This is a genomic window from Lentzea sp. NPDC020367 (genome assembly GCF_044387305.1).
In the GTDB taxonomy this organism is placed as follows: domain Bacteria; phylum Actinomycetota; class Actinomycetes; order Mycobacteriales; family Pseudonocardiaceae; genus Lentzea.
This window is the reverse complement of sequence record NZ_JBIRVV010000005.1, coordinates 576474-600667: the sequence shown is the minus strand read 5'-3', so window position 1 is coordinate 600667 and position 24194 is coordinate 576474. Positions and strand designations below refer to the sequence as shown.

The window sequence follows — 24194 nt, the reverse complement described above, 5'->3', positions numbered from 1 at the left end:
TGAATACACCGGGTGTATACATCGTGTGTATAGTGCTCCTCATGTCGATCGGACACGCACTGTTGGGGCTGCTAGAGGGCGGTCCAAGGCATGGATACGACCTCAAGCGCGCCTACGACGAGCGCTTCGGGCACGACCGGCCGCTGCACTACGGACAGGTGTACTCGACCCTGTCGAGGCTGCTGAAGAACGGCCTCGTGAGCGAGGCGGGCGTGGAGGCGGGCGACGGTCCGGAGCGCAAGCGGTACGCGATCACGGACGCCGGCGTCACCGATGTCGAACGCTGGCTCGGCACGCCGGAGAAGCCGGAGCCGTACCTGCAGAACACCCTCTACGCGAAGGTCGTGCTGGCCCTGCTGTCCGGCCGCAGCGCGACCGAGGTGCTCGACACCCAACGCTCCGCGCACCTCACCACGATGCGCGACCTGACCAAGCGCAAGGCGGACGGCGACCTGGCCGACCAGCTGATCTGCGACTTCGCCCTGTTCCACCTCGAGGCCGACCTGCGGTGGCTCGAACTGACCGCGGCGCGCCTCGACAGACTGGCCCAGGAGGTCGGCAAATGAGTCTTCTGAGGGCCGAGGACCTGCACAAGTCGTTCGGCAGGACGCACGCGCTCGAGGGCGCGGGTCTGACCGTCCGCGCGGGCGAGATCGTCGCGGTGATGGGGCCCTCCGGCTCCGGCAAGTCCACCCTGCTGCACTGCGTCGCGGGCATCCTGGCGCCGGACTCCGGCGTGGTCCGCTACGGCGACCGCGAGCTCACCTCGATGTCCGACCGGGAACGCAGCGAGCTGCGGCGCACCGAGTTCGGGTTCGTCTTCCAGTTCGGTCAGCTCGTGCCGGAGCTGACCTGCCTGGAGAACGTCGCGCTGCCGATGAGGCTCAGCGGCGTGAAGCGCAGGGACGCCGAGAACGCCGCGAAGGAGTGGATGGCCAAGCTGGAGGTCGACGGTGTCGCGGACCAGCGACCCGGCGAGACGTCCGGTGGTCAGGGCCAGCGGGTCGCGATCGCCCGTGCGCTGGTCACCGGACCGAAGGTGATCTTCGCCGACGAACCGACCGGCGCGCTCGACTCGCTCAACGGCGAACGGGTCATGCACCTGCTCACGACGGCCGCGCGGGAGACCGGCGCCGCGGTCGTGCTGGTGACGCACGAGGCCCGCGTCGCCGCCTACTCCGACCGCGAGGTCGTGGTGCGCGACGGCAAGGCCAGGGACGTGGAGTTCGCCCGGTGAAACAGGTGATCAACGATCTGGCGCTCGGCGTCCGGCTGGCTGTCGGGGGCAGCCGGAAGTCGTGGGGCAGGCTCCTGCTGCAGGGCGTCGGCATCGGTCTGTGCGTGGCGATGCTGTTGCTCGCCGCCGCGGTGCCGAACGCGCTGGACGTGCGGGACGACCGCGGTGACGCGCGCACCATGATGACCGACCGCGACGGACCGGCCCCGATCCAGGCGGAGGAGATGTACGTCCACTTCCGCTCGCAGGACATTCCCGGCACGTTCCTCAAGGCGCGCACGCCGGACGCCCCCGTGCCTCCGGGCCTCGAACGGCTGCCGCGGGACGGCGAGATCGTCGTGTCGCCCGCCCTCGCGGAGTTGCTCGCGTCGCCGGACGGCGAGCTGCTGCGGCCCCGGTTCCCGCAGAAGGTGATCGGCACGATCGGCGCGGCCGGTCTGATCGGGCCGCACGACCTGAAGTTCTACGCGGGCGACAGCACGATCCCGGACGACTCCGGCGTCGCCGTGTACGGCTACGGGAAGATGTACGAGCGCCTGGGGATGGACCCGGTGCTGTGGATGCTCAGCCTCGTCGGCATCGTCGTGCTGCTGTTCCCGGTGCTGGTGTTCGTCAGCGTCGCCACCAGGCTCGCCGCGGCCCAGCGCGACCGCAGGCTCGCGGCGTTGCGGCTGGTCGGCGCGGCGGCGGGCCGGGTGCGGCTGATCGCGTCCGGCGAGACGCTGGTCGGCGCGCTGACCGGGCTCGTGTTCGGCGTCGGGTTCTTCTTCGCGGTCCGACCGCTGGCCGACGACGTTCCCGTTCCCGAGCTGGCGCTGTACCCCGGTGACCTGATGCCCACCCCGTCGCTCACGGCGGTGGTGCTCGTGGCCGTGCCGGTGCTCGCGGTCCTCACGTCGTTGTTCGCCATGCGGCGCACGATCATCGAACCGCTCGGCGTGGTCCGGTACCAGAAGCCGGTCCGGCGCAGGCTGTGGTGGCGCCTGGTGCCCGCGGGCGGCGGAATCGCCCTGCTGGCCAGCCAGTTCGGCGACACCGGCGAGAAGGGCTCGACGTTCCAGGTCGTCGTCATCGCCGGCGTGGTGCTGCTGATGCTGGGCATCCCGGTGCTGCTGCCGTGGCTGGTGGAGCGGGTCGTGAACTGGATGCGCGGTGCGACCCCGGCGCTGCAGCTGGCGGTGCGCCGGTTGCAGCTCGACGCGGGCACGGCGGCGCGGGTCGTCGGTGGTGTGGCCGTGGTGCTCGCCGGCACGGTGACGCTGCAGGTCATCCTCGCGAGCGTGGAGAAGGACGTCGTCTCCGAGGAGAAGCGGGACGCGACCCACAACTTCGTCTCCCTGACGCCCAAGGACGACATTGACACCGCCGGCCTGAACGAAGCGGTGGCCGCCAGCAAGGGTGTGCGGGCCGTGCACGTGCTCGACCGCGTCTTCGTGACCCAGTCGGGCAGCCGCAACACGATGGTCTCCATCGGCACCTGTGCGGCGCTGAAAGCACAGGCGGACGCCACGGACTGCGTCGACGGCAAGGCCTACCTGGTGCGGTTCGCCCGGGACATCGCTGAGGCCAAGTCCGGCGACGTGGTGATGACCATGGACAACAGCGCCTGGACCCTGCCCGCGCTGCAGGAGGTCCCCGGCACCATGCCCGGCATCTACCTCACCCCTGCCGCGGCGAAGGGCCTCGACCTCACCGGCAACCGGCCCCAGTTGCAGGCCGAGCTCGACCTCGCGGTGCCGGACGCCGCCGAGCACATGCGCAACTCCATCGCCGGGTACGGCTGGCGGGTCCACGCGTACTTCATCGGCCAGGACGACACCGCCGAGGTCGAGTTGATCTTCGCCTCGATCCGCAGGGCGCTGCTCGCGGGCGCGGTGCTGACGTTGCTGCTGGCCGGGGCGTCGCTGCTGGTCATGGCGCTGGAGCAGGTCAGGGAACGGCGCCGCCCGCTCGCCGTGCTGGCGGCGACCGGGGTGCCGCGCGGCACGCTCGCGAGGTCACTGCTGTGGCAGAACGGCGTGCCGCTGGTGCTGTCCACGGTCATCGCGGTCGGCACCGGCATCGGACTCGGCGTGATGGTCACACGGGTGTTCAACGCCGAGGTGGCCTACGACTGGACCGGCATCGCCGCGCTCACCGGCGCGTCGATGGCGCTGGTCCTCGCGGTCACTGCTCTGACGTTGCCCTCGCTGAGAAAGGCGACCGGAGCACTGGGGTTGCAGAGCGAGTAGTCGCCTCGTGCTCTGCCAGGCGGTCCTGCACCAGTCCGTGCCGGAACTGGTAGCAGGCTCCCGCCCGGCAGAGCACGCCGAGCTTGCGCGAGTCCTCCAGGAACACCATCAGCTCCCAGGGCAACTTTCCGCGCAACGCCAACCAGATCCGCGCGACGGTGAACCACCACCAGCGCAGGTGCAGCACGGCCAGCGCGAACCCGAGCATCAGCCCGGAAGCGAGCCCCAGCCCGACCATGCCGGTCTGGCCGGGGCCGAACACCAGCGCCGCCGCCGACCCGAACACCACGGCCAGCACCAGAGATCCGGTCCACACCGCGATCCGGTCGCGGGACATCGTCCACTGAGGACTGGAGGCCTGCGACAGCTCGGCCGCGCTCGTCAACGCGAACCGCAGCGCGATCGCCACGGCGAGCCCCAGGCCGACGACGAGTCCGGCCGAAAGTCCGTACAGCGCACCGAAAACGAGTCCGGCGGCGAGTCCGAGCACGCCGGGCACGAGCAGCAGACTGCGCCAGATCCCCAGGCGCGGCTTGGCCTTGCGTTCGTGGGACGCGGTCAGCGCCGCCGCGCCGACGCCGATGCCCGCGACCAGACCGGTGATCGGGGCGAGCGACGGCGTGATCGAGTACGCCATCAGCCAGCCGACGCCGAACCCGCCGATCGCGCCCAGCACCAGCGCGCCGAGCACCGCGAGCCACGTGCTGCCGACCGAGCGGCGCAGCTCCCACCAGGCCAGTTCGCGGATGCCGCGGTCGCGCATCTCGTGCGCCAGGAACTCGAGCCACTTGCGGGCCCTGTCGCGTGGCCAGACCTGCGTGGCCCTGGCGTGGTGCGCGAACGCCCTGTTGCCGAACGCGCGCGACACCAGTTCGTCGCAGAGGTGGTCGGAGATCGCCCGCGCGTCCGGGAAACGGCCGCGGTCGAGCAGTTCGGTCGGCTCCGCCTCGCTGTCGGAGTAGACGATGCTGGCCAGCCACATGGTCAGCGGCGTGGACAACGCGTCCGCGAGCCTGCCGTCCGGTTCCTCGCGCAGCTGGATGAACACCGGCTCCCAGCGCGCCGCGCCCCAGCTGTCGGCGCTCGCCCGCAGGTAGGCGGCGACCTCGTCCAGGTCGAGCGGGGCCAGTTCGACGACGTCGGCGCCGGGCAGCGGACCGGCGAGGTGCACGGCCTGGGCGAACTCGGCCGTGCGGCAGGTCAGCACCAGCGGCCGGTTCGCGCCGAACGCCTTCGAGATCCGCACGAGAGCGTCCGCGCGCTGGTGGGCGGGGATGTCGTCGAGGCCGTCGAGCACCGGCAGGACCAGGTGCTGCTCGACCAGGAGGTCACCGGCGTAGCTGCCGTACAGCTCGGTGTTGCGCAACGCCGGATGGTCCTCGTACAGCCTGCGCGTGAGCCACGTGCGGACGTCCTCGACCGCCGGGTTCCACGTCGACAGAGGCAGCAGCACCGGCACCATGCCGCCGTCGTAGCGGTCCAGCAGGCCGCACGTCAGCAGCATCGCGACCGTCGACTTGCCGGTGCCGGCCTCGCCGATGATCACCATCCGGCGGTGGATCTGCCGTTCGAACGCGCCCACCACGGCGTCGCTGCGTCCTGGCGGCGCGTCCGGCTCGTCGCTGACGTCCAGCTCGGGGGCGATCCAGTGCAGGTCGAGCACGTCCGGGTCGGTGAGGCCGCGGGAGCGGACCTCCTCGTTCCACTGCGACTGCAGGCCGATGGCGAGCGCCCGGCACGCCGCGTCGAGGTGCTCGTCGGTGCTGAGCGCCGCGTTGTGCCTGCGCCGGACCCACGGGTCGAGCAAAGCCAGAAAGCCCAGGAACGCCAGCGCGAGCACGATCAGCCACAGGTGCGGATGGATGCCGTGGTCGGTCACGAACAGCCCGGCCGCGGTGAGCAGAGCGGTCAGCACGCACCCGGCCAGCAGCGCCTGCTGACGGAATCTGGACATGCGAGGCATCATGACGCACCGCATCCGCCCGTAGTCGATTCAGTGACCCGTGTCGTGACGTTCAGTTGTTGATCACAGATGCCAGCGGAGATCGCCCAGCGTCAGGTGCTGGCCGTCGTCGCCGATCGTGATCCCGAACTGGCTGCGGCGCGGTTTGCCCAGGTCGTTCCAGTCGACGAGGGCTTGTTCCGCGAGATCCCACAGCCGGCGCGGGCCGCCCTGGTCGACGTGCGAACCGTGGTGGTGCACCCAGGATCCGTCCGAATGGGCCAACCAGTCGCGGCCTGCTGCCACCTCCGGCAACGCGATGCCCGCGAAGAACTCGAACGGACTGGCCGGGTCGATGACGGAGTTCAGCTTCAACGTGGTGGTACGGCGGTCGAACGTGCCTGCTCCAGCTAGCGCCGGTGGGCGTGCGTGCGCGCGCAACGGCATGAAGCGCCCGTCCTCGGTGAGCACGCGTCCTTCGCCGGTGCCGTCGCCGTTGGACGCGATCAGCACCAGCCCTGCGCCGATGGGGCGGTGCAACGTCGTCACCACCAGGCCGCCCCGCCTCGTCTGCTCCAGCCAGGCCGGCGGGATGGTCGAGACGGAGCAGGTCGCCAGCAAGCGGTCGTACGGTGCACGGCCGGGGTGGCCCAGCGCGCCGTCGCCCGTCACGCAGGTGGGGAAGAAACCGTTGCCGTGCAGTCGTTCGCGTGCTCGTCGCGAGATGTTCGGGTCGACGTCGATCGTGGTCACGTTGCCGGAACCCACGGCGTGGCACAGAAGCGCCGCGTTGTAGCCGGTGCCCGTCCCGACCTCGAGCACCGACTGTCCGTTGTGGACGTCCAGTGCCTCCAGCATGATCGCCATGATCGTGGGCATGCTCGACGAGCAGGTCGGTGTGCCGCCGCTCACGGTGTCGTCGCCGTCGAACTGGGTAACCCACACCCGGTCGGCGTAGACCAGTTCGAGCCAGTCCGGGTGGCGCGCGGTGACCCGTTCCCAGTCGCCGGTGTGCAGCTGGCGGTAGAACCGCGGCAGGAACTCGTGCCGGGGAACGGCGCCGAAAGCCTTGAGCCACTTGGAATCGCGCAGCACACCGTCACCGAGCAGGTGATCCGTCAGCTCGGCTCGCAACGCCCCGGCGCCGTCCATGTCGCCTCCCACGGTATCCCTGTGGCGGAGCACACGCAGCGATTGCTAGCAGGGTGCTTGCAACAGCTAGCACTCGTCGCTAACGTGGTTGGTGGCACGAGGAACGGGAAGTGGGAACAGTGGACAAGTCCATCGACAAAGCAGTCGCGGACCTCGGCCGCAACATCGGTGAGTACATCCGCGAGCAGCGCAACACCGCCAAGATCTCCTTGCGGGAACTGGCGAAGCAGGCGGGTGTCTCCAACCCATACCTCAGCCAGATCGAGCGAGGACTGCGCAAGCCCAGCGCGGAGATCCTTCAGCAGATCGCCAAGGGGCTGCGCATCTCGGCCGAAGTGCTCTACGTCGAGGCCGGGATCCTCCAGCAGCGCGAAGGCGGTGCGTTGGCGGACGCCATCGTCGCCGCGACCGATCTGACCGAGCGGCAGAAGCAGGTGCTGCTCGACGTTTACGAATCTTTCCGGCGGGAGAACACCGCCACCAACAAGGAGGACTGATCTCCATGCCGAAGCTCACCCAGGACGACGTTCGCAAGGCCGCCGAGCAGGGCGCCCACGCCGCACGCCAGGCGCTGCTCGCCGCGCTCGGTGCCGGTGACCTCGCCGCGAAGGCCGTCGTCGAGGCCCTGACCAAGGCCAAGGAGCGCGCCGAAGAGGCCCGCACCCAGGCCAAGGACCTCCCGACCGAGCTGAACGACCTGCGCGACAAGCTGCAGCCGGCCGAGCTCAAGAAGCTGGTCGACGCCTACACCGCCTCCGCGGTGAACCTGTACACCTACCTCGCCGACCAGGGCGAGCAGACGCTGGAGCAGATCAAGTCCCAGCCGCAGGTCAAGCAGGCCGTGGAGCAGGTCGAGCAGGCCGTCGAGGCCGCGCAGAAGCGCGCCGAGTCCGCTGCCGCCGACGCCCGCGTCATCGCGGACGACGTCCTCGGCAAGGTCACCCGCCGCACCCGTTCGGTCGGCGAGAAGGTCGCCCTCGAGGTCGAGGACGCCGCCGAGAAGCTGGCCGAGGAGATCGTCGAGGCCGGTGGCGAGGCCGCGCACGAGGTGCGCAGCACCGCCCGCAAGACCGCGAACCGCACGGCGCCGCGCAAGCCGGCGACGACGACCCGCACCACCACGACGACCGCGGCGAAGAAGACCACCCCGAACACCGCCAAGTGAGTCTGTGAATTTCTCCGGGAGGGGAGCAGTCCGACAGGGCTGCTCCCCTCCCGTCGTACGTCCACGTAGTCTGGGTGCGTGTTCTACGTGCCGATCTTCAGCATCTGGAACCTCGACGGCATCGTGTACTTCTTCGCCGACCTGGGGTTCAGCATCTTCGGCCTGTTCGCGTTCTTCCACGCACTGAGTCAGCGCCCGGACGCGTACACCGCGATCGAGCGCATGACCAAGCCCGCCTGGATGGGTATCACCGGCGGAGGAACGGCGGCGTTGCTGCTGTTCGGACCCGGTGGGGTCGGGTCGATCTTCTGGCTGGCCGGTCTCATCGCGGTGCTGGTGTACATGGTGGACGTGCGCCCGAAGCTGATCGAGGTCCAGCGCGGCCCTCGTTGGTGATCACCCACTCGTACGGCTCCGGCTCACCGGTGACGCTGGTCGCCCACGGGCTCGGCGCCACGCCCGGTGAGGCGCGCATCCCCGCCTCCGGGCTGCCCGGAACCCGCGTCGTGGTGACGCTGCCGTCCCACGGTGACGCGCCCGACGCTCCTGCCGGCTACTGGGACTACGGCCGGATCGCGGCCGATCTGGGCACCGTTCCGGCAGACAACGCCGTCGGTGTCTCGCTCGGCGCCGGTGCGCTGGTGCGGCTGATGTCCCTCGAACCCGATCGTTTTCAGCGGGTGGCCCTGCTGCTGCCCGCGGTGCTGGACCAGCCTCGGCAGCCGATCACGTTGCAGCAGCTGTCGGATCTGACGGTCGGGCCGCCCATCTACGTCGCCGAGCGGCGGGCCGCGTTGCGGCGCCTGGAGGCCGCGGCCGAGCAGTTGCCGGGTCAGGTGGCTGTTCCTGACGCCTCCGCGTTGGCCGCCGTGTCGACTCCGGTGCTGGTCATCGGGGCTGTCGGGGACCCGTTGCACCCTGAGGACGTGGCCAAGGCGACGGCCGCCGCGTTTCCCCGCGGTGAGCTGTGGCTGATCGACTCGCCCTCGCCGATGATCACCCACCGCACCGAGATCCGGCACCGGTTGGTCTCCTTCTTCGCCGGGTAGCCGAAGTGCATGGCTGAACAGAAGAAGATCGCGTTCCTCGTCGCTCAAGAGGGCATCGAGCAGATCGAGCTCACCGATCCGTGGGCGCACGTCGAGAAGGCCGGCGGAGTGCCGCGCCTCATCGCGCCGAAGCTCGGTGAGGTCCGCGGGTTCAACCACCTGACGCCCGCCGACGCGTTCCCCGTCGACACGACCTTCGCCGACGCGTCCGCGGACGACTACGACGGTGCGGTGATCCCGGGCGGTGTGGCCAACAGCGACTTGCTGCGCATGGACAACGACGCCGTCGAGCTGATCCACGCGCTGGTCGCCGCCGGCAAGCCGATCGCGGCGATCTGCCACGGGCCGTGGTTGCTGGTCGAGGCGAACGTGGTGCGCGGCAAGATGCTGACCTCGTTCCCGAGCCTGCAGACCGACATCCGCAACGCGGGCGGCGACTGGGCCGACGAGGAGGTCCGGGTGTGCGACATGAACGGGTGGACGCTCGTGACGTCCCGCAATCCCGACGACCTGCCGGCGTTCAACCGGGCGGCCTTGAGCGCATTCGGCCTGTGATGCGGGATCTGCAGCTCCCGCATCGTTCCTAGAGGCGCGTCTCGGCGTAGTGCTTCATGGCGTCACGAATCCACTCGGCCATGTTGCCGCCGCCGTCGACCTCGAAGTTGACCCGGAACTCGTCCGAGTCGACGTAGAGGTCGCCGAGGCCCTGGTAGGACTCCCGGTTGGGCGTCCAGCTCAGGCAGATCCAGCGGTAGTGGCGGTCGATCTGCTCCTGCGTTTCCGGAGCGTCGATCGCCGTGCCCGCCGTGTACAGGGCACCGAGCTTCTGCGCGACGTCCCGCCACTCGGCCATGAACTGGTCCGCGTCGGTGCGCGTCCAGCCCTTCATCTTCGCGCGGCTCTCGGCGATGTGCTCACGGGCACTCTCGCCGTAGCGCTCGACGAGTTCGGCCTCGTGCCGCTCCTGCGTCTTCGCGTCGATGCCGTCGAACAACTCTTCGATCTTCACTTCGTCCCCTCCTTCCAGTTCCGCGATGGTGCGCGCGACGGTGCCCGCCAGCCGGTCCAGCCGCTTCTGCTCCTCCCGCAGCCACCGGTGGTGGTTGCGCAGGACCGTCAGCTGGTCAGTGCCGTCCAACATCTTCGCCACCACGTCGAGGCCCAGACCCAGGTCGCGCAGCAGCAGGATCTGCTGCAGGCGGTGCACCTGTTCCTTCTCGTAGTAGCGGTATCCGTTGTCGCCGATCCAGGCTGGCGGCAGCAGCCCGATCGAGTCGTAGTGCCGCAGCGTCCTGGACGTCACCTTCGACATCCGGGCCACCTGGGCGATCGACCAGGCCATTCGGTTCTCCCTTCGCGCTCTGAAATCGAAGGTAGAGGTTGACGTTGCGTCAAAGTCAAACAGTGCTTGTCGGCCGCTGCTCCGCAGACGGCGGCGAGTTCGCCTGGAAGCTGGTCGTCCGGCCTCCGCTTCGCGCCGAATCGCCTTCGGCGGTTGACACGAAGGGGAGCCCGGACGACCAGCGCGAACTCGCTGGCAGGATGGACGCCGTGTGGACCATCGCTGGATCGTTGGAACCCGTCCCCGTCCTGTCGCGCCTCGACCTCGTGCCGGAACCCGTCGCGGCCGCGCTGAAGACCCTGGACGGCGCTGACCGCGTCGCCGTGGCCGAGATCGACCCGACCCTCGCCGACACCGCCGAGTTCTGCGCGCACTACGGCTCGCCGCTGGAAGCGTCGGCGAACTGCGTGGTCGTCGCGGGCAAGCGCGGAGACATCGTCCGTTATGCGGCCTGCATGGTGCTCGCGACCATGCGTGCGGACGTGAACGGCGTCATCCGCAAGCGGCTCGACGCGCGCAAGGCGTCGTTCGCGCCGATGGACGAGGCCGTGGCGTTGACCGGCATGGAGTACGGCGGCATCACGCCCGTCGGCGTGCCCGCGGACTGGCCGATCCTCGTCTCGCCCGAGGTGGCCGCCGCCCCCGAACTGATCGTGGGCAGCGGCATCCGGGGCAGCAAGATCCTCATCCCCGGCGACGTGCTGATGAAGCTCACCGGCGCCGAGGTGCTGCCCGACCTGGCGCGCTAGCAACCAGACGCGCACAGCCGGGTGATCACCTGGTCCGGGTCGAGGTTCCACCTGATCACCCGCGGGTCCGGGCCGGACGACGTGAGGTCGCCGTCGGAGTCGAACAGCACGGCGTTGACGGGGCCGGTGTGCCCGGTCAGCGTCGCGACCTGTGTGCCGTCGGCGACCTGCCACAACGTGATCAGGCTGTCGTTCGCGGCCGCCGCCACGGTCGTGCCGTCGAGGCTGGCGGTGACCGCTCCGACGGCACCCCTGCCGGTGACGAGCGTGCGCGACTTGCCGTCGCGGTCCCACAGGGCGACCTCCCCGCCCGCGTCACCCACCACCAGCAGGCCCGAACCCGGTACGGCGGCGATCGACTTCACCGCGGGGCCGGTCTCCCGGACGACCTCGACCTGGTCACCGGACCACCGCAGCACCCGGCCGTCGGCTCCGCCCGAGACCACGAGGTCGCCGAGCAACGCCACCGTGTTGACCGGCCCCGAGTGACCGGTGGGGAGCGCGCGGCCTGGTTCGGCGGAGTTCAGGTCCTGCACGACGACCGCGGCGTCGGCACCGCCGGTCACCGCCCGATCGCCCGACACGACGAGGCTCTTGATCGCGCCACGATGGCCCTGCCAGGTGCGCAGGACGCTGCCGTCGGTCCGCCACGACGACAACACTCCGCGCATGTCGGCGACCACGATCTCGGTCGCGGTCCGGAACGCCAGCGCCGTCACATGCGCGGGCACGTCGATGCGTCCGATCTGCCTGCCCTCGCGGTTCCACAGCAGGACCATCCGGTCGCGCCCGCCGGTGGCCAGCACCGCACCGTCCGGGGAGAGCGCGATGCCGTCCGGCGGACTCGTGTGCCCGGTCAGCGGTGGCAGCGGCAGGCTCCAGAGGCTCACGCTCTCGTCGCCGCCCGCCGCGAACCAGTTGCCGTCCGGGCTGAGCGCCGCCACGTAGAACGCGTGCGTGCGGGTGATCAACCCGGTCAGCCACCCGCCGTCGGGCACCGTCCACCAGCGGATGCTGCCGTCGTCGCTGGTCGACACGACCTTGGCGCCGGTCGCGTCGAACTGCACCGAGTGCACACCGCCGACGTGCCTGCGCAGCCCGGACGTCTTGCCGGTCGCCAGCACCCGCAGCACCACCTGGTAGTCATCTCCGCCGGACGCGAGCACACGGCCGTCGGGGCTCAACGCGACCGTGCGGACGGCTGAGACGTGATCGGTGAACGTGCGCGCGACGCCGTTCTCCACCACCAATGTGCCCTTCTCACCACCTGCGGCGAGCACGGATCCGTTCAGCGCCAACGCGTGGACCTCGCCCAGTTCGTGCAGGACCACGCCTGTCCGCGTCCAGTCATCCGTGCGCCACGAGGAGATCAGGCCGTCAGCTGTTGCGACTGCGGCGGTCGTTCCGTCCGCTGAGAGCACCAGAGCTCGTACCCCGGCGTCGAGGGAGATGGTCCGCACCGGCAGGTGTGTTCTGGTGTCCCACAGGATGATTCGCCGGTCGTCACCCGCGGACACCAGGGTCGTGCCGCCTGGCATGAACGCGAGAGCCCGCACGGGACCGTTGTGCTGCGTCAAAATCGCTGGCGCGGCAGCGGAAGAGGGCGACCGCAGCAGCACCGAGTGGTCTTCGCCCGCAGTGGCGAACAACGAGCTGTCCGCGCTGAACGCGACCGCGCGAACCGGGCCGCGGTGATCCTTCGACACCGTCCGTGCGGGCTTGTAGGCCGCGGTGCTGAGCAACGCCCCGCGCGCTTCCGCGGTCGCCGACGTGCGGTAGGCGTCCACGGCCAGCCGCGCGGCCGCGTCCGGCCACGACGCGCTGAGGTCCTGTGCCTGCACCGCGATCTGACGTGACTCGGCGACCTGCTGTTCTCTCAGCGCGGCGTTGCCCTGCACGACGGCCACGAACGTCACCACCAGGCACGCCACCGTCAGCACGGCCAGTGACTTCACCAGCGTGCGCAACCGGCGGGACTGCCGGTCCGCCGCCTGCCTGGAAGCGCTCTCCTCGTCCACCGCCGCCTGCAGGAACTCGCGTTCCAGGTCGTTGGACGACACCGGCCACTCGATCCGGCCAGCCAGCTCGCGCATCGCGGCCAGCCGGACACCCCGGTAGAGATCGCCGGGATCGCGGCCGGCCGACTGCCACGCCGCGGCGGCGGTGGTGAAGTCGCGGTGCAGCCGCAACGCCTCCCGGTCGTCGTCGATCCACTGCCGCAACCGGGGCCACGCCCGCACGAGCGCCTCGTGCGCGAGCTCCACGACACCGTCCGCGACGACGATCAGCCGTGCGTTCGCGAGGACGTTCACGACGTGCGCGGTGTCGGTCGGCCTGCCCGCCGCCATCACCTCGTCGAGCGGGGCCCGGCGGCGCAGGTCGTTCACGTCGTCGTGGGTCTGCACGAGCCTGAGCAGCACTGCGCGTGCGACGGATCGCCCGCGCACGGACAGCTCGGCGTAGGTGCTCTCGGCCGTGGCGGCGACGGCGCCGGTGACCCCGCCACTCGCTCGATAACCGTCGAGGGTCAGCCGGCCGCGCTCGCGTCTTCGCCACGTTTCCAGCAGCGCGTGGGACAGCAACGGCAGCGCGCCCGGCTGCCCGCGCACGTCGGCCATCACGGCCGCGAGCACGTCCGGCTGCACCTTCAGCCCTGCGCGCAAGGCCGGTAGTTCCACGGCGGCCCGCAGTTCGTCGTCGGTCATCGGCCCGACCAGAACCTGGGCATCGCGCAACGCGTCCACCAGCGCGGGCACCGTGGCGCAGTGGCCGAGGAAGTCGGCCCGCACGGCGAGCAGCACCCGGTTGCCGCCGTCGAACAGCGACGCGACGAACGCCTCCCGGTCGACCGCGCTGTCGAAGTGGGTGAACAACTCCTCGAACTGGTCGACCACCACGAGATCGGCCTGGCCGCCGCGCCAGGTCGTCGGTGTCGCGGTGAGGACGGTCCAGTCGGTCAGGGCCGGCAGCACCCCGGCGTGGACCAACGAGGACTTGCCCGATCCGGACGGCCCGAACACGCCGACGACGCGTTGTCTCCGGATGCGGCCGGCGATGTCCGCGGCGAGGTCGTCGCGTCCGAAGAACCGGTCCGCGTCCTCGATCCCGAACGCCGTGAGCCCGAGGTACGGCGTCGAGTCGTTCTCGCCCGTGGCGGCTTGACGCCAGCGCTGCTCCCATTGGGTCACATCGCCTTCGCAGGCCTGGACGTACGCGAGCGCCACCGCGAGCGACGGCAGCTGTTCTCCCGCGGCGGCCTGCGACAGCGCCGTGGCGGAGTAGTGGGCGCGCAGGGCGAGTGTCCGGTAGTTCGGCGAGCCTGCCTTCTCTCTCAGTTGCCGCAGCTCCCAGGCGAATCGCTGGACCGGGCCTTCCTCGGGATCGATCGGCCGCTCTCGTCTTCCCACTCGGACTCCAGTTGATCTGAGTTGATTGATCAGCACCCGCGTCACTGCCTGATCAACCCGGCCCGCTCTAAACCTGAAGCCGCAACGACTTCGGGCTGAGCAGGAGCGATGATGACCAGACGCTGGCGCACAGCACTTCTACTGGCGTTGACGGGCGCGCTGAGTGCGGCGTTGCCCGTGCAGGCACAAGAGGCGGCGGACGACCTAATCCACAGCCGCCCAACGGGTGCGTTCGCATTGACGCCCGATTGGAGTCTGGAGTCGTCCGCGGCGCAGCTGCAGACCGCGGTCGGCACCACGACGTCGGTCGCCGCACTGCTGCGCGACGCGAACCGGGACATCGCCTCCTGCAACAGCGCGCAGCAGCACGCGCTCCCGGAGAACTACGACCGGACGGACTACCCGCTGACGTCCGGGCAGATCCTGCACAGCAGCGAGAAGTTCTGCTGGGACCCCGGCGACAGCAAGGTCGACTACTGGATCCCCCAGGGCGTCACCGGTTCGTCGGACGCGGACGACGACGGTCTGTGGGGCGAGAACCGCATCCTGCTCGTCAGCTGGCACTACAAGGCCTCCGGCCCGGACAAGGGCGTGCGGATCTCGTTCGTCGACATGAAGAACCGCAAGTACCGGCACGTGCTGCTGGTCGAGCCGACCGCGAACGCGAACTACAAGGCGGTGCCGATCCACGCCGGCGGGCTCGCCTGGCTCGGCCACTACCTCTACGTGGCCGACACCTCCGGCGGCCTGCGCGTGTTCGACGTCGAACGCCTCCTCGAGGTGTCCGACGCGCAGGACAGCATCGGCAAGAGCGGCAGCACCTACTACGCCTACAACTACAAGTACGTGCTGCCGCAGATCGGCTGGTACCGGCAGCCGGTGCAGACGGAGTGCGAGACGCCGAGTGCCGTCCAGCTGTGCTTCTCGTCGTTGTCGCTGGACCGCAGTTCCACGCCGGACACGCTCGTCGTCGGCGAGTACCGCAACGAGCGCAGCACCGACGCCGCCGTCGACGGTGGCCGGGTGGTCCGCTACCGCGTCGACGCCTCGTCCCGGCAGCTCACGCTGACCAGCGGCAAGGCCGTGCCGCAGGACGTGGTGACCGTGCCGCGCAGCAACCTCCAGGGCGTCCAGACCTGGAAGGGCACCTACTACCTCGGCCGCAGCTCGAACCGCAGGCACAGCTGGATGCACTTCGGTTCCCTCGGCGGAGCCACGAGCACCAACAGCTGGGCCATCGGCGGCGAGGACCTCTACCACGAGCACGGCCCGGGAATCACCGCCGGAAAGCTCTGGACGGTCTCCGAGCACGCCTGGACCGAGGACCGCAGCACGTTCATCGACCGGCGAGCGATCTTCGCCGTGCCGCTCAGCGAGATCGGCTGAGCCCACTCGACTTCCGCCTCCTCCGAGGCGGGAAATCCTGACGAACAGGAGGAAATCTCTATGCGCAAGCTCGTGCTCGCAGTCTCCATGGCCTTTCTGGCCGTGATGGGCTCCCTGATGCCCGCGACCGCCTCGGCGGAGGCCACGTCGGTGCGGGCGGTGTCCGAGATCGGCGTGGCGGCCGACGGCGTCGAGTTCGCCGTCGCCGGCACGCTGCCGCCCCGCTCGGAGCTGACGTGCCACTCCTACACGGCCGTCGAGATCTGCTACGAGAAGGGCGGCGACCACTGGTGGGTGCAGGACCAGGACTCCGACGGTGCGTCCGCCGGTGTGTACTGGGAGAACATCCGCAACGGCTCGCTGTACCGCAACGGCACCTGCATCACCAGCCTCGGCAAGGGCAACTGGGGCCAGTGCAACAAGGACTACTACGAGGACAGCGTGCTGAACGGCTTCCCCTGCACCTGGAACCGCAGCACCGGTGGCGACATCGTCTGCTCGTCGTCGGGCTACCGCTACCAGTGACTAGGACTGGTACTTCTGCAGTAGCTCGATCGCCTCGTCCACGTCGTCCGTGACGAGGATCCACTGCTCGGCCTCCCGGCCCGCCGCGAGCTTCAGCACCAGCGGCGCGGCCGGGACCTCGTCGGTCCAGAAGGCCTTGCCCAGGAAGATCATGGGCGCGGCCGGGCCGACGCTGCCGTAGTAGTTCTGCGTGAAGTCCTGGAAGACTTCCTGGACCGTGCCCGCCTTGCCCGGCGTGTAGACGATGCCGCCGGTCGCGACGGTCAGCAGGCCCTCCTCGCGCACCGAGTTCGCGAAGTACTTCGCGTGCAGTTCGCAGGCGGGGTTGGGCGGCTCGTGGCCGTAGAACCAGGTCGGGATGCCGATCGTGCGCGGGGTGTCGAAGCTGCGGATCTCCGGGAACGCCGCGAGCCACCGGCCGATCGACTCGTCGTCGTGGCCGAACGTCGGGGCCTGCGAGATGGCGTCGAGCACGGCCTGGTCGACCTCGCCGAGCCGCACGCCCAGCGGCACCGCCTCCATCGCGCCCGGTCCGCCGCCGGTCAGCACGGTGAAGCCCGCGTTGCCCAGTGAGGCGCCCAGCGCGACGGCGTTGCGGTAGCCGTCGGTGCCGCGGGCGAGCGCGTGGCCGCCCATGACCGCGACCGGCGAGCCCGTCAGCGTCTCGTCGAGGGCCTCGGTGATCGAGTGGTCGTGCAGGCGTTCGGCCAGCGCGTGCAACGGGTCCGGGTGGTGGCCCTGCTGCTTGCTGTGCCGGTAGATCTCGGCGTCCGGGGTGTCCGCGTACGACTTGGGGTCGGCCGGGTCGAAGCCCGCGAACAGCTCCTTCGGCGTGTAGAGGGCCGACCGGTACACCTCGTAGGGCAGGTCGGGGATGACCGGGAAGATCAACGCTCCCGCGGCCTCCGCCCGGCGCTGCATGCTCTCGCTGAGGGTGCAGCCGAGCAGCAGCGCGCCGTCCAGTGGCACCCGCACGTCCTCGCGAGTGAGGTCCAGCCCGATGATGACGGCTTTGCGCAGGTCAGGAGCTGCCCGCAGCTGGTCGAGGTCGGTGATTTCGATCCGCACGAGAAAAAGCCTATGCCCAGGGCGAACCAACGTGGCCTGGAATCCGAATGAGTAATGGGAACTGAGGTCCGCTCGCCATCCCGACGAGCGGCCGCGGGCCGCGCTGCCCTGGAAAGGTTCCCCGCAATGGCCACCGAACTGCTGACCGGATGCGCCGCCCGTGGCGCACGAGTGGTAGATCCCCACCGCGTCGAGTACCTGGACTGCGGTGGGTACGGAGTCCCTCTTCTCGGCCACGCCCACCCGGCCGTGGTGCAGGCCGTGGTCGGCCAGGTGCGCCGGCCGTCCCTGCTGGACCGCCTGATGCTCGACCTGGTCACCCCCAACGGGCTCGACCACATACACACCTTCGCCTCGGCCTCCGAGGCCGCCCAGTTCGCCGTTGCCCTCGCACAGGCGAACGGCCGCCCACGTGTGTTGACCACCGGTGACGTCCCGTACGGCGGCGTCGACTCGTTGCGCGCCACCCTGGCCTCCGGACCGCCGGCGTGCGTGCTCGTGGAACCGGTCCGCGGCGCCTCGCTCCCGCCGACCGGCTACCTGAGCGCCGTGGCCGAGGTGTGCCGCGAGTCCGGTGCCCTGATGATCGTGGACGAGACGCGCTCCGGCCTCGGCCGCCTCGGCGTGTGGTGGGGCGTCGACCTCGACGGCGTGACGCCGGACATCATGCTGGTCGGCGAGGGCCTGTCCGGCGGCGTGCTCCCGATCGCCGCCGTGGTCGCCACGGCCGAGGTCGAGGTGCCGTTGCTGCGCGGCTCGGAAGCCGTGTCACCGCTGGCCTCGGCCGCCGTGAACGCCTGCCTGCGCGTCACGGCCTCCGAGGGCCTGGTGGAACGCGCCAAGCTGCTCGGGGACGAGCTGCTGTTCGGGCTGCGGGCCGTGGTCGCGGGGAAGGCCCATGCGACCGGGACGGGGCTGCTGCTCGGCGTCGAACTGCCGGACAAGCACGCCGCCGACGTGTTCACCGGCGAGCTGCTGCGGCAGCGCGTGCTGGCGGACTTCCGCGGCCTGACGGTCAGCTTCACCCCGCCCGCCGTCATGTCGGCGGAGGACGCGGGCTGGATGATCGAAGCCGTGGGGATGGCCGCCAACAAGATCTGACGTGCCGGCGCGCGGGTTCGCTAGAAGATCACCGTCTGGTTGCCGTGCACCAGGACGCGGTCTTCCAGGTGCCACCGCAACCCGCGCGCCAGCACGACCTTCTCGATGTCGCGTCCCTTGCGGACCATGTCCGCCACCGAGTCGCCGTGGTGCACCCGCATCACGTCCTGCTCGATGATCGGCCCGGCGTCCAGGTCGGCCGTGACGTAGTGGCACGTCGCGCCGACCAGCTTCACGCCGCGGCGGTGCGCCTGGTGGTACGGGCGCGCGCCGATGAACGACGGCAGGAAGCTGTGGTGGATGTTGATCGTGCGGCCGGTCCACGCCGCGCAGATCTCCGGCGGCAGGATCTGCATGAAGCGGGCCAGCACGACGGCGTGCGGATCGTGCTTCTCCACCAGTTCACGCAGCTGGGCGAACGCCGCCTGCTTGCCCATGGGGTCGTTCGGGGGGAACGGCACGTGGTGGAACGGGATGCCGTGCGCGCGCGTGATGTCGCCGAGTTCCGGGTGGTTGCCGATGACGGCGGACACCTCGACGTCGAGCTCGCCGGTCGCGACGCGCGCCAGCAGGTCGTACAGGCAGTGGCCCTCCTTCGACACCAGGATGACCACGCGCTTTCGGGAACCCGTGTCGGTCACCGTCCACGTCGACTGCGCGCCCAGCGCCGCGGCCACCTCGGCGAACCGGGAGCGCAGCTCGTCCACGCCGAACGGCAGCGAGTCCGCGCGGACCTCCTGGCGCGTGAAGAACCAGCCCGTGTCCGGGTCGGTGTGGTACGCGGCCTCGACGATCCAGCCGCCGTTGTCCGCGAGGAACGACGAGATCCTCGCGATGATGCCGGTGCGGTCCGGACAGCCGAAGGTGATCACATAGCGACGCTCAGGCGATGACACGCCGCAGAAGTATTCACGGCCTGGGCAGCCCCGCCAACAGCGACTCGTCTCCGGTCACGATCGCGTGGCTCGGACGACCCCACAGCGCGCGGTAGACGGCGTCGGCCGTGCCCGCGAGGGTGACGTCGGCGTCGACGGCCGAGTCCAGCACCCCGGTCACGACCAGCGGCTCACCGGGCGCGAGCCAGACCTCCCACGTGCGGCCCGCGTCGGCGGCGTGCACGAGGACCCGGCCGGTCACCTCGATCACCCGGCCCAGCACCAGCTGGCGGGGCATCATGATCGTGAGCATCTCGTCGATGCCGTCCGCGGCGAACTCCGGGTCGAAGACCAGCGACGGCAGCTCGTGACCGGTCGCGAGTTCCGCGTCCAGGCGGTGGATCGACGTCTCGTGCGCCTGCCTGCGTGCCCAGAACCCCGCGTGCGAGGGACCCTGGAACGTCCACGCCGGACGGTCCGCGGGAACCTCGCGCAGGCGGGTGACGAGCGTCGAGAGACCGTTGTCCCACCAGGCAAGCGCTTCGTCCCAGTCCCGCGGGGCCTTGGACCACTCCGGCCGGCCCGCCTCGGGCTCGGTGACGACGGCCTGCGCCGCCCACGTGTGGACCTCGGCGATGTGCCGCACCAGTTTCCGCACCGTCCACTCAGGACACGTGGAGACGGGGGCGTCCGGACCTGCCTTCACAGCGGCCGAACGGAGCAGGGAAGCCTGGGTCTCGATCTGCGCGACGAAGTCCACGAAACCCACACTAGGGTGCGACAGCCGCCCATTCGAGCGTGATTTCGCCGAGCCGCCACCGCCGCCGGTCGTCCAGCACCGGCCAGCCCCGCTCGGCCAGCAGCCGCGCCGACTCCACCCACCGCGCCCGAGGCCCGAACGGCGCGAACGGCGCCGCGGTGGCCCAGCAGGCGTCCAGTTCGGCCAGCAACGCGTGCACGCGCTCGCCAGGCACGTTCTTGTGGATCAACGCCTTGGGCAGCCGCTCGGCGAGATCAGAGGGCACGTCGATGCCGGACGGCTTGCACGCCAGCGTGAACCGCAACGGCCCGTCGGCGGACAGCGTCACCCACGTGCACCGGCGCCCGATCTCGTCGCACGTGCCCTCGACGACCAACCCGCCGGGAGCCATCCGGCCGAGCATCGTGTCCCACGCCTCGAACGCCTGCTCCTCGGTGTACTGGCGCAGCACGTTGAAGGCGCGCAACAACACCGGCCGCGCACCGGCCAGTTCGAAGCCGCCGCGCCGGAAGTCCAGGAAGGGCGGGTCGGCGACGGCCTTGCCCGCCTCGACCCGGTCGGTGTCGATCTCCAGCCCGAGCACGCGCACGTCCGGCCGCACGACCCGCAGCCGCGACGCCATTTCGACGGTGGTGATCGGCGTCGCCCCGTACCCGAGGTCGACCACGAGCGGATCGGCGGTCTCGGCCAGGAAGCCGGACAGCGTCCCGGTCATCCACCGGTCGACCCGGCGCAGGCGGTTCGGGTTGGTCGTGCCGCGGGTCGGAACGCCGAGCGCGCGGGCCCGGCCGGCCGCTAGCCGCGGTTTGCGAGCCATTGAGAGGTGAACTCGCTCTCCTTGTCGAGCAGCACGGCGACCTGCTCGGCGATCAGCTTCTCGATCTTGCCGCCGACGAACGGGATGCTGACCTTGACCTCCCCCGAGAGGGTGAGCTTCGAGCCGGATCCGTTGTCCAGGACGGTGAACGAGCCCTCGAGCCGGCCGGGCACGCCGCCCACGGCCACCTCGACGGTGCCGGCACCGGCCGCCCAGGTCTCCGTGCGCTGGATCACCAGGTCGCCACCGAGCACCGCCTTGACCGCAGACGGCACGTGCTCCGCGGGCACACCCTGCTTGAGCTGGTACGACGTGTGATCGTCCGCCTTGGTGAACGTCACGAGAGCGGCGCCGGGGCCACCGATCGACGCCAGCCGGTCGCGCAGATAGGTCTCGTCGACCATCGCGCCGTAGACCTTCTCCGCCGAATGGGGTGACGTGGTGTGGTGCTCGATGCGGCGTGCCATGTCGCGGAGGCTACCGTTGACGTCTGTGACCACCACGCAGTCCGTACCTCTGGCCGAGCGCACCACGCTCCGACTCGGTGGCCCGGCCGCGCGGTTCGTCCACGCCACGACCGCCGCTGAGCTGGTCGAAGCCGTGCGAACAGCCGACGCGGCCGCCGACGAGAAGGTCCTCGTGCTCGGTGGCGGCTCCAACCTCGTGATCTCCGACGGCGGCTTCGACGGCACGGTCGTGCACGTCGCCACCAAGGGTTTCCGGCTCGACCCGCTGGGCGGCGGCATCGTCCAGTTCACCGTCGAGGCGGGCGAGGAGTGGGACGCGGTCGTCGCCGAGGCGGTCGCGCAGGGCCTCGGCGGGCTCGAGTGCCTGTCGGGCATCCCCGGCCTCAACGGCGCCACGCCCGTGCAGAACGTCGGCGCGTACGGCGTCGAGATCTCCCAGGTGCTGCAGTCGGTGGACCTGCTGGACCGCCGCAGCGGCAAGGTGCACCAGGTGCCCGCAGCCAAGCTGGGCCTCGACTACCGCACCAGCGTGCTCAAGGGCACGGACAACGCGGTCGTGCTGCGCACCAGGTTCTCGCTGACCTCCGGGGGCATGTCCGCGCCGATCCGCTACGGCGAGCTGGCGCGCGTTCTCGGCGTGGCGCAAGGTGATCGCGTTCCGGCGGACGCCGCCCGCAAGGCCGTGCTGGAACTGCGGCGCGGCAAGGGCATGGTGCTCGACGCCACCGACCACGACACGTGGAGCGCGGGCTCGTTCTTCACCAACCCGATCATCGACGACTCGACGTTCAGCGGCGTGCTGATCCGCATCGCCGAACGCCTCGGCGCCGACGTCGACGTGCCGAGCTACCCCGCGGGCCACGGCCAGAAGAAGCTCTCCGCCGCGTGGCTGATCGAACGGGCCGGGTTCCGCAAGGGCCACCAGGGTCCGGGCGGCCGGGTGTCGTTGTCCGGCAAGCACACGCTGGCCCTGACGAACCGCGGCGGCGCCTCGACCGAGGACCTGCTCGACCTGGCGCGCGAGGTGCGCGACGGCGTACGGGCGGCGTTCGGCGTGGAACTGCACCCCGAACCGGTCTTCGTAGGCGTTCAGCTGTAAGTCCGTCGGCCGTAAGTCCTTCTGGGTGACTCCGTGTGACGAACCGCTACTTCCCGTGTTTCATTGAGGTAGGACCGCTGGAACGGGGGTCGCCATGAGCTACCTCGACGAGAACGCGCGTGAGGTCATCAGGCCGGTCAAGCGCATGGTCGAAGACGAGTTCCTGTCCCGGCCAGGGGTGATCGGCGTCGACATCGGCGAGAAGGTCACCCGCGGCCGCCCGACGGGCAGGGCTGCGATCGTGGTCTACGTGTGCGCCAAGGGACCTGACCACCCGCAGCAGATCCCGGTGGAGGTCCGCGGCGTGCCGACCGATGTGGTCGCCGAGTCGATCGTGCTGCACCGGGCCAGGATCAGCCGCGCCGCCGACGGGCAACCCGTTGCGGCGGAACGGCATCCGGTGCTGCGCGGGGGCATCGGCATCGGCCCTGCCAGGACGTTCAGGGTCGTGCCGCCCGAGGTCGAGCGTGCCGGCGAGTACGTGATCGCGGGCACGCTCGGCGCGTTCGTCCTCACCCGTGACGAGCCTCGCAAGGTGTTGGGGCTCACCACTTTCCACGTCGGGTGTGTCGACGACTCGTGGTCGGTGGGCGACGAGTTCGTGCATCCGTCCCGAGTGGACGGTGGCGTACCAGGTGCCGACCAGATCGCCGTGCTGGACCGGGCGGCGCTCGCCGGAGCGGTGTCCGCGGCGGGCTTGAAGATGGGCGCCAGGCCGTTTCGCGCGGAGGTGCTCGACGTCGGCGCGATCATGGGCAGCGCCAGGGCGGTCATCGGCTCGACCGTGCGCAAACGAGGGCGCACCACCGAACTCACGTACGGCGTGATCGAGTCGACGGACTCGACGCTGCGGCTCGACTTCGGCGACGGGATCGGCGTCCGGACGTTGCGCGACCAGATCCGCGTCCACTCGTCCGAACGCTTCGGCGACCACGGGGACAGCGGCGCCGTGCTGGTCGACGCCGACAACTTCGTCGTGGGCCTGTACGTCGCCGGATCAGGCTCGACGGGGTTCGCGAACCCCATCGAGCCCGTCCTGCGTCAGCTGGACGTGGAGTTGCTCACTCCCGGTGTGCCCGAGTCGCGGAGGCCTGGGCCCGCGGCTTGAGCACGATGGTGTCCAGGTTCACGTGCGAGGGCCGGGTGACGGCGAACGCGATCACGTCCGCCACGTCGTCCGCGACCAGCGGCGTGATGCCCTGGTAGACCTTGGCCGCGCGCTCGGTGTCGCCGCCGAACCGGTTCGCCGAGAAGTCCGTCTCGACCATGCCCGGCTGGATCTCGGTGATCCGCACCGGCTGACCGAGCAGCTCGCCGCGCAACGTGCGGTGCAACGCCGACTGGGCGTGCTTGGCGCTCGTGTACCCGGAGCCGTTGTCATAGGCCTCGTACGCGGCGATGGACGTCACGGACACGATGTGCCCGTCCCCGGACGCGATCAGCTTCGGGATGAACGCCTTGGTCACCAGCAGGGTGCCCAGGACGTTCGCCTCCCACATCCAGCGCCACTCGTCCGCGCTCCCCTCGGCGACGGTCGAGAGCCCGCGCGCACCGCCCGCGTTGTTCACGAGGACGTTCGCCTGGGGTACCCGGTCCGCGAAGGCGGCGACGGAGGCTTCGTCGGTGACGTCCAGCTCGATGGCCGTCCCGTCGATCTCCTTCGCGATAACGTGGAGGAGGTCCAGACGACGTGCACCGAGCACGACGTGGAAGCCCTCGGCGGCCAACCGGCGCGCGGTGGCCTCGCCGATGCCCGCGCTAGCTCCGGTCACAACTGCGACAGGTCGATTCACGACTTCGATCGTAGGTGCCGAACAGGGTG

The 24194-nt window shown here is 70.2% G+C and carries 24 protein-coding genes; 14 read left to right on the top strand and 10 right to left on the bottom strand.

The window, feature by feature from the left end; genetic code table 11:
* Positions 1-41: 41 nt before the first annotated feature.
* Genes ACH413_RS24750 through ACH413_RS24740 form a run of 3 tightly spaced genes read left to right on the top strand, consistent with a single transcriptional unit; the run spans position 42 to position 3468 of the window.
* The gene (locus tag ACH413_RS24750; protein WP_360045345.1) at positions 42-566 is read left to right on the top strand and encodes a PadR family transcriptional regulator; all 525 of its coding nucleotides are present in this window, start codon (positions 42-44) and stop codon (positions 564-566) included.
* Positions 563-1237 (top strand): ABC transporter ATP-binding protein, encoded by a 675-nt coding sequence (locus ACH413_RS24745; protein ID WP_360045343.1) that lies wholly within the window; start codon positions 563-565, stop codon positions 1235-1237. Before ACH413_RS24750 ends, ACH413_RS24745 begins: the two co-directional genes overlap by 4 nt.
* Complete coding sequence (locus ACH413_RS24740) at positions 1234-3468, top strand: FtsX-like permease family protein (RefSeq protein WP_360045341.1); 2235 nt, start codon at positions 1234-1236, stop codon at positions 3466-3468. The genes ACH413_RS24745 and ACH413_RS24740 overlap by 4 nt, the downstream gene beginning before the upstream one ends.
* Here ACH413_RS24740 and ACH413_RS24735 read toward each other — a convergent pair.
* On the bottom strand, positions 3404-5422 hold the full coding sequence (locus ACH413_RS24735; RefSeq protein WP_360045339.1) for an NACHT domain-containing protein: 2019 nt from the start codon (positions 5420-5422) through the stop codon (positions 3404-3406). The two genes, ACH413_RS24740 and ACH413_RS24735, sit on opposite strands and share 65 nt — an antisense overlap.
* A gap of 72 nt (positions 5423-5494) precedes the next feature.
* On the bottom strand, positions 5495-6562 hold the full coding sequence (locus ACH413_RS24730; protein WP_360045337.1) for a methyltransferase domain-containing protein: 1068 nt from the start codon (positions 6560-6562) through the stop codon (positions 5495-5497).
* Positions 6563-6681: 119 nt separating this feature from the next.
* Here ACH413_RS24730 and ACH413_RS24725 point away from each other — a divergent pair, with 119 nt between their 5' ends.
* From ACH413_RS24725 to ACH413_RS24705, 5 genes are all read left to right on the top strand, one after another.
* Positions 6682-7059, top strand: a complete 378-nt coding sequence (locus ACH413_RS24725; RefSeq protein ID WP_030477927.1) for a helix-turn-helix domain-containing protein — start codon at positions 6682-6684, stop codon at positions 7057-7059.
* A 5-nt stretch (positions 7060-7064) separates the two neighbouring features.
* The gene (locus ACH413_RS24720) at positions 7065-7727 is read left to right on the top strand and encodes a hypothetical protein (protein ID WP_360045335.1); all 663 of its coding nucleotides are present in this window, start codon (positions 7065-7067) and stop codon (positions 7725-7727) included.
* 102 nt (positions 7728-7829) lie between these two features.
* Positions 7830-8123, top strand: coding sequence for a DUF2516 family protein (locus ACH413_RS24715; RefSeq protein WP_093605924.1), 294 nt, complete (start codon positions 7830-7832; stop codon positions 8121-8123).
* Entirely contained in the window at positions 8120-8776 is a 657-nt protein-coding gene (locus ACH413_RS24710) for an alpha/beta hydrolase (RefSeq protein WP_360045468.1), read from the top strand. Before ACH413_RS24715 ends, ACH413_RS24710 begins: the two co-directional genes overlap by 4 nt.
* Before the next feature lie 9 nt (positions 8777-8785).
* On the top strand, positions 8786-9331 hold the full coding sequence (locus ACH413_RS24705; RefSeq protein ID WP_360045333.1) for a type 1 glutamine amidotransferase domain-containing protein: 546 nt from the start codon (positions 8786-8788) through the stop codon (positions 9329-9331).
* 28 nt (positions 9332-9359) lie between these two features.
* On the opposite strand, the gene ACH413_RS24700 is transcribed toward ACH413_RS24705, so the two are convergent.
* Positions 9360-10118 carry a MerR family transcriptional regulator gene (locus ACH413_RS24700; protein WP_360045331.1) on the bottom strand — a complete coding sequence of 253 codons (759 nt, stop codon included), beginning with the start codon at positions 10116-10118 and terminating at the stop codon, positions 9360-9362.
* 200 nt (positions 10119-10318) lie between these two features.
* Here ACH413_RS24700 and ACH413_RS24695 point away from each other — a divergent pair, with 200 nt between their 5' ends.
* Positions 10319-10867: a YbaK/EbsC family protein gene (locus ACH413_RS24695; RefSeq protein ID WP_360045329.1), complete on the top strand. Its 549-nt coding sequence runs from the start codon at positions 10319-10321 to the stop codon at positions 10865-10867.
* Here the strand turns inward: ACH413_RS24695 and ACH413_RS24690 are convergent.
* Positions 10864-14274 (bottom strand): hypothetical protein, encoded by a 3411-nt coding sequence (locus ACH413_RS24690; RefSeq protein WP_360045327.1) that lies wholly within the window; start codon positions 14272-14274, stop codon positions 10864-10866. The two genes, ACH413_RS24695 and ACH413_RS24690, sit on opposite strands and share 4 nt — an antisense overlap.
* A gap of 111 nt (positions 14275-14385) precedes the next feature.
* On the opposite strand from ACH413_RS24690, the gene ACH413_RS24685 reads away from it, so the two are divergent.
* Complete coding sequence (locus ACH413_RS24685) at positions 14386-15660, top strand: hypothetical protein (RefSeq protein ID WP_360045325.1); 1275 nt, start codon at positions 14386-14388, stop codon at positions 15658-15660.
* Positions 15661-15720: 60 nt separating this feature from the next.
* A complete protein-coding gene (locus ACH413_RS24680; RefSeq protein WP_360045323.1) occupies positions 15721-16185 on the top strand; it encodes a hypothetical protein in 465 nt (154 codons plus the stop codon).
* On the opposite strand, the gene ACH413_RS24675 is transcribed toward ACH413_RS24680, so the two are convergent.
* Complete coding sequence (locus ACH413_RS24675; protein WP_360045321.1) at positions 16186-17253, bottom strand: hypothetical protein; 1068 nt, start codon at positions 17251-17253, stop codon at positions 16186-16188.
* Between the two features lie 126 nt (positions 17254-17379).
* Here ACH413_RS24675 and ACH413_RS24670 point away from each other — a divergent pair, with 126 nt between their 5' ends.
* Positions 17380-18354 carry an aminotransferase class III-fold pyridoxal phosphate-dependent enzyme gene (locus ACH413_RS24670; protein ID WP_360045319.1) on the top strand — a complete coding sequence of 325 codons (975 nt, stop codon included), beginning with the start codon at positions 17380-17382 and terminating at the stop codon, positions 18352-18354.
* A gap of 20 nt (positions 18355-18374) precedes the next feature.
* Here ACH413_RS24670 and purU read toward each other — a convergent pair whose 3' ends face one another.
* The 4 genes from purU to ACH413_RS24650 are packed head-to-tail and all read right to left on the bottom strand — an operon-like array spanning position 18375 to position 21273.
* Positions 18375-19226: a formyltetrahydrofolate deformylase gene (gene purU, locus ACH413_RS24665; RefSeq protein WP_360045317.1), complete on the bottom strand. Its 852-nt coding sequence runs from the start codon at positions 19224-19226 to the stop codon at positions 18375-18377.
* A 37-nt stretch (positions 19227-19263) separates the two neighbouring features.
* Complete coding sequence (locus tag ACH413_RS24660; RefSeq protein WP_360045315.1) at positions 19264-19989, bottom strand: maleylpyruvate isomerase family mycothiol-dependent enzyme; 726 nt, start codon at positions 19987-19989, stop codon at positions 19264-19266.
* Between the two features lie 10 nt (positions 19990-19999).
* Positions 20000-20806, bottom strand: a complete 807-nt coding sequence (locus tag ACH413_RS24655; protein WP_360045313.1) for a class I SAM-dependent methyltransferase — start codon at positions 20804-20806, stop codon at positions 20000-20002.
* Positions 20785-21273, bottom strand: a complete 489-nt coding sequence (locus ACH413_RS24650; RefSeq protein WP_360045311.1) for a DUF2505 domain-containing protein — start codon at positions 21271-21273, stop codon at positions 20785-20787. Before ACH413_RS24650 ends, ACH413_RS24655 begins: the two co-directional genes overlap by 22 nt.
* Here ACH413_RS24650 and ACH413_RS24645 point away from each other — a divergent pair.
* Entirely contained in the window at positions 21272-22372 is a 1101-nt protein-coding gene (locus tag ACH413_RS24645) for a UDP-N-acetylmuramate dehydrogenase (protein WP_245822742.1), read from the top strand. The two genes, ACH413_RS24650 and ACH413_RS24645, sit on opposite strands and share 2 nt — an antisense overlap.
* A 94-nt stretch (positions 22373-22466) precedes the next feature.
* Positions 22467-23480 carry a hypothetical protein gene (locus ACH413_RS24640; protein ID WP_360045309.1) on the top strand — a complete coding sequence of 338 codons (1014 nt, stop codon included), beginning with the start codon at positions 22467-22469 and terminating at the stop codon, positions 23478-23480.
* On the opposite strand, the gene ACH413_RS24635 is transcribed toward ACH413_RS24640, so the two are convergent.
* The gene (locus ACH413_RS24635; RefSeq protein WP_360045307.1) at positions 23434-24165 is read right to left on the bottom strand and encodes an SDR family NAD(P)-dependent oxidoreductase; all 732 of its coding nucleotides are present in this window, start codon (positions 24163-24165) and stop codon (positions 23434-23436) included. The genes ACH413_RS24640 and ACH413_RS24635 overlap by 47 nt on opposite strands.
* Between the last annotated feature and the right edge of the window lie 29 nt (positions 24166-24194).

Bases quoted from the DNA above. Each gene is read 5' to 3' on its own strand.
- ACH413_RS24720 (WP_360045335.1), top strand. From the start codon at position 7,065: ATGCCGAAGCTCACCCAGGACGACGTTCGCAAGGCCGCCGAGCAGGGC.
- ACH413_RS24685 (WP_360045325.1), top strand. From the start codon at position 14,386: ATGACCAGACGCTGGCGCACAGCACTTCTACTGGCGTTGACGGGCGCG.
- ACH413_RS24695 (WP_360045329.1), top strand. From the start codon at position 10,319: ATGGACGCCGTGTGGACCATCGCTGGATCGTTGGAACCCGTCCCCGTC.
- ACH413_RS24700 (WP_360045331.1), bottom strand. From the start codon at position 10,118: ATGGCCTGGTCGATCGCCCAGGTGGCCCGGATGTCGAAGGTGACGTCC.
- ACH413_RS24735 (WP_360045339.1), bottom strand. From the start codon at position 5,422: ATGTCCAGATTCCGTCAGCAGGCGCTGCTGGCCGGGTGCGTGCTGACC.
- ACH413_RS24680 (WP_360045323.1), top strand. From the start codon at position 15,721: ATGCGCAAGCTCGTGCTCGCAGTCTCCATGGCCTTTCTGGCCGTGATG.
- ACH413_RS24750 (WP_360045345.1), top strand. From the start codon at position 42: ATGTCGATCGGACACGCACTGTTGGGGCTGCTAGAGGGCGGTCCAAGG.
- ACH413_RS24650 (WP_360045311.1), bottom strand. From the start codon at position 21,273: ATGGCACGCCGCATCGAGCACCACACCACGTCACCCCATTCGGCGGAG.
- ACH413_RS24670 (WP_360045319.1), top strand. From the start codon at position 17,380: ATGGCCACCGAACTGCTGACCGGATGCGCCGCCCGTGGCGCACGAGTG.
- ACH413_RS24640 (WP_360045309.1), top strand. From the start codon at position 22,467: ATGAGCTACCTCGACGAGAACGCGCGTGAGGTCATCAGGCCGGTCAAG.
- ACH413_RS24655 (WP_360045313.1), bottom strand. From the start codon at position 20,806: ATGGCTCGCAAACCGCGGCTAGCGGCCGGCCGGGCCCGCGCGCTCGGC.
- ACH413_RS24645 (WP_245822742.1), top strand. From the start codon at position 21,272: ATGTCGCGGAGGCTACCGTTGACGTCTGTGACCACCACGCAGTCCGTA.
- ACH413_RS24745 (WP_360045343.1), top strand. From the start codon at position 563: ATGAGTCTTCTGAGGGCCGAGGACCTGCACAAGTCGTTCGGCAGGACG.
- ACH413_RS24705 (WP_360045333.1), top strand. From the start codon at position 8,786: ATGGCTGAACAGAAGAAGATCGCGTTCCTCGTCGCTCAAGAGGGCATC.
- ACH413_RS24730 (WP_360045337.1), bottom strand. From the start codon at position 6,562: ATGGACGGCGCCGGGGCGTTGCGAGCCGAGCTGACGGATCACCTGCTC.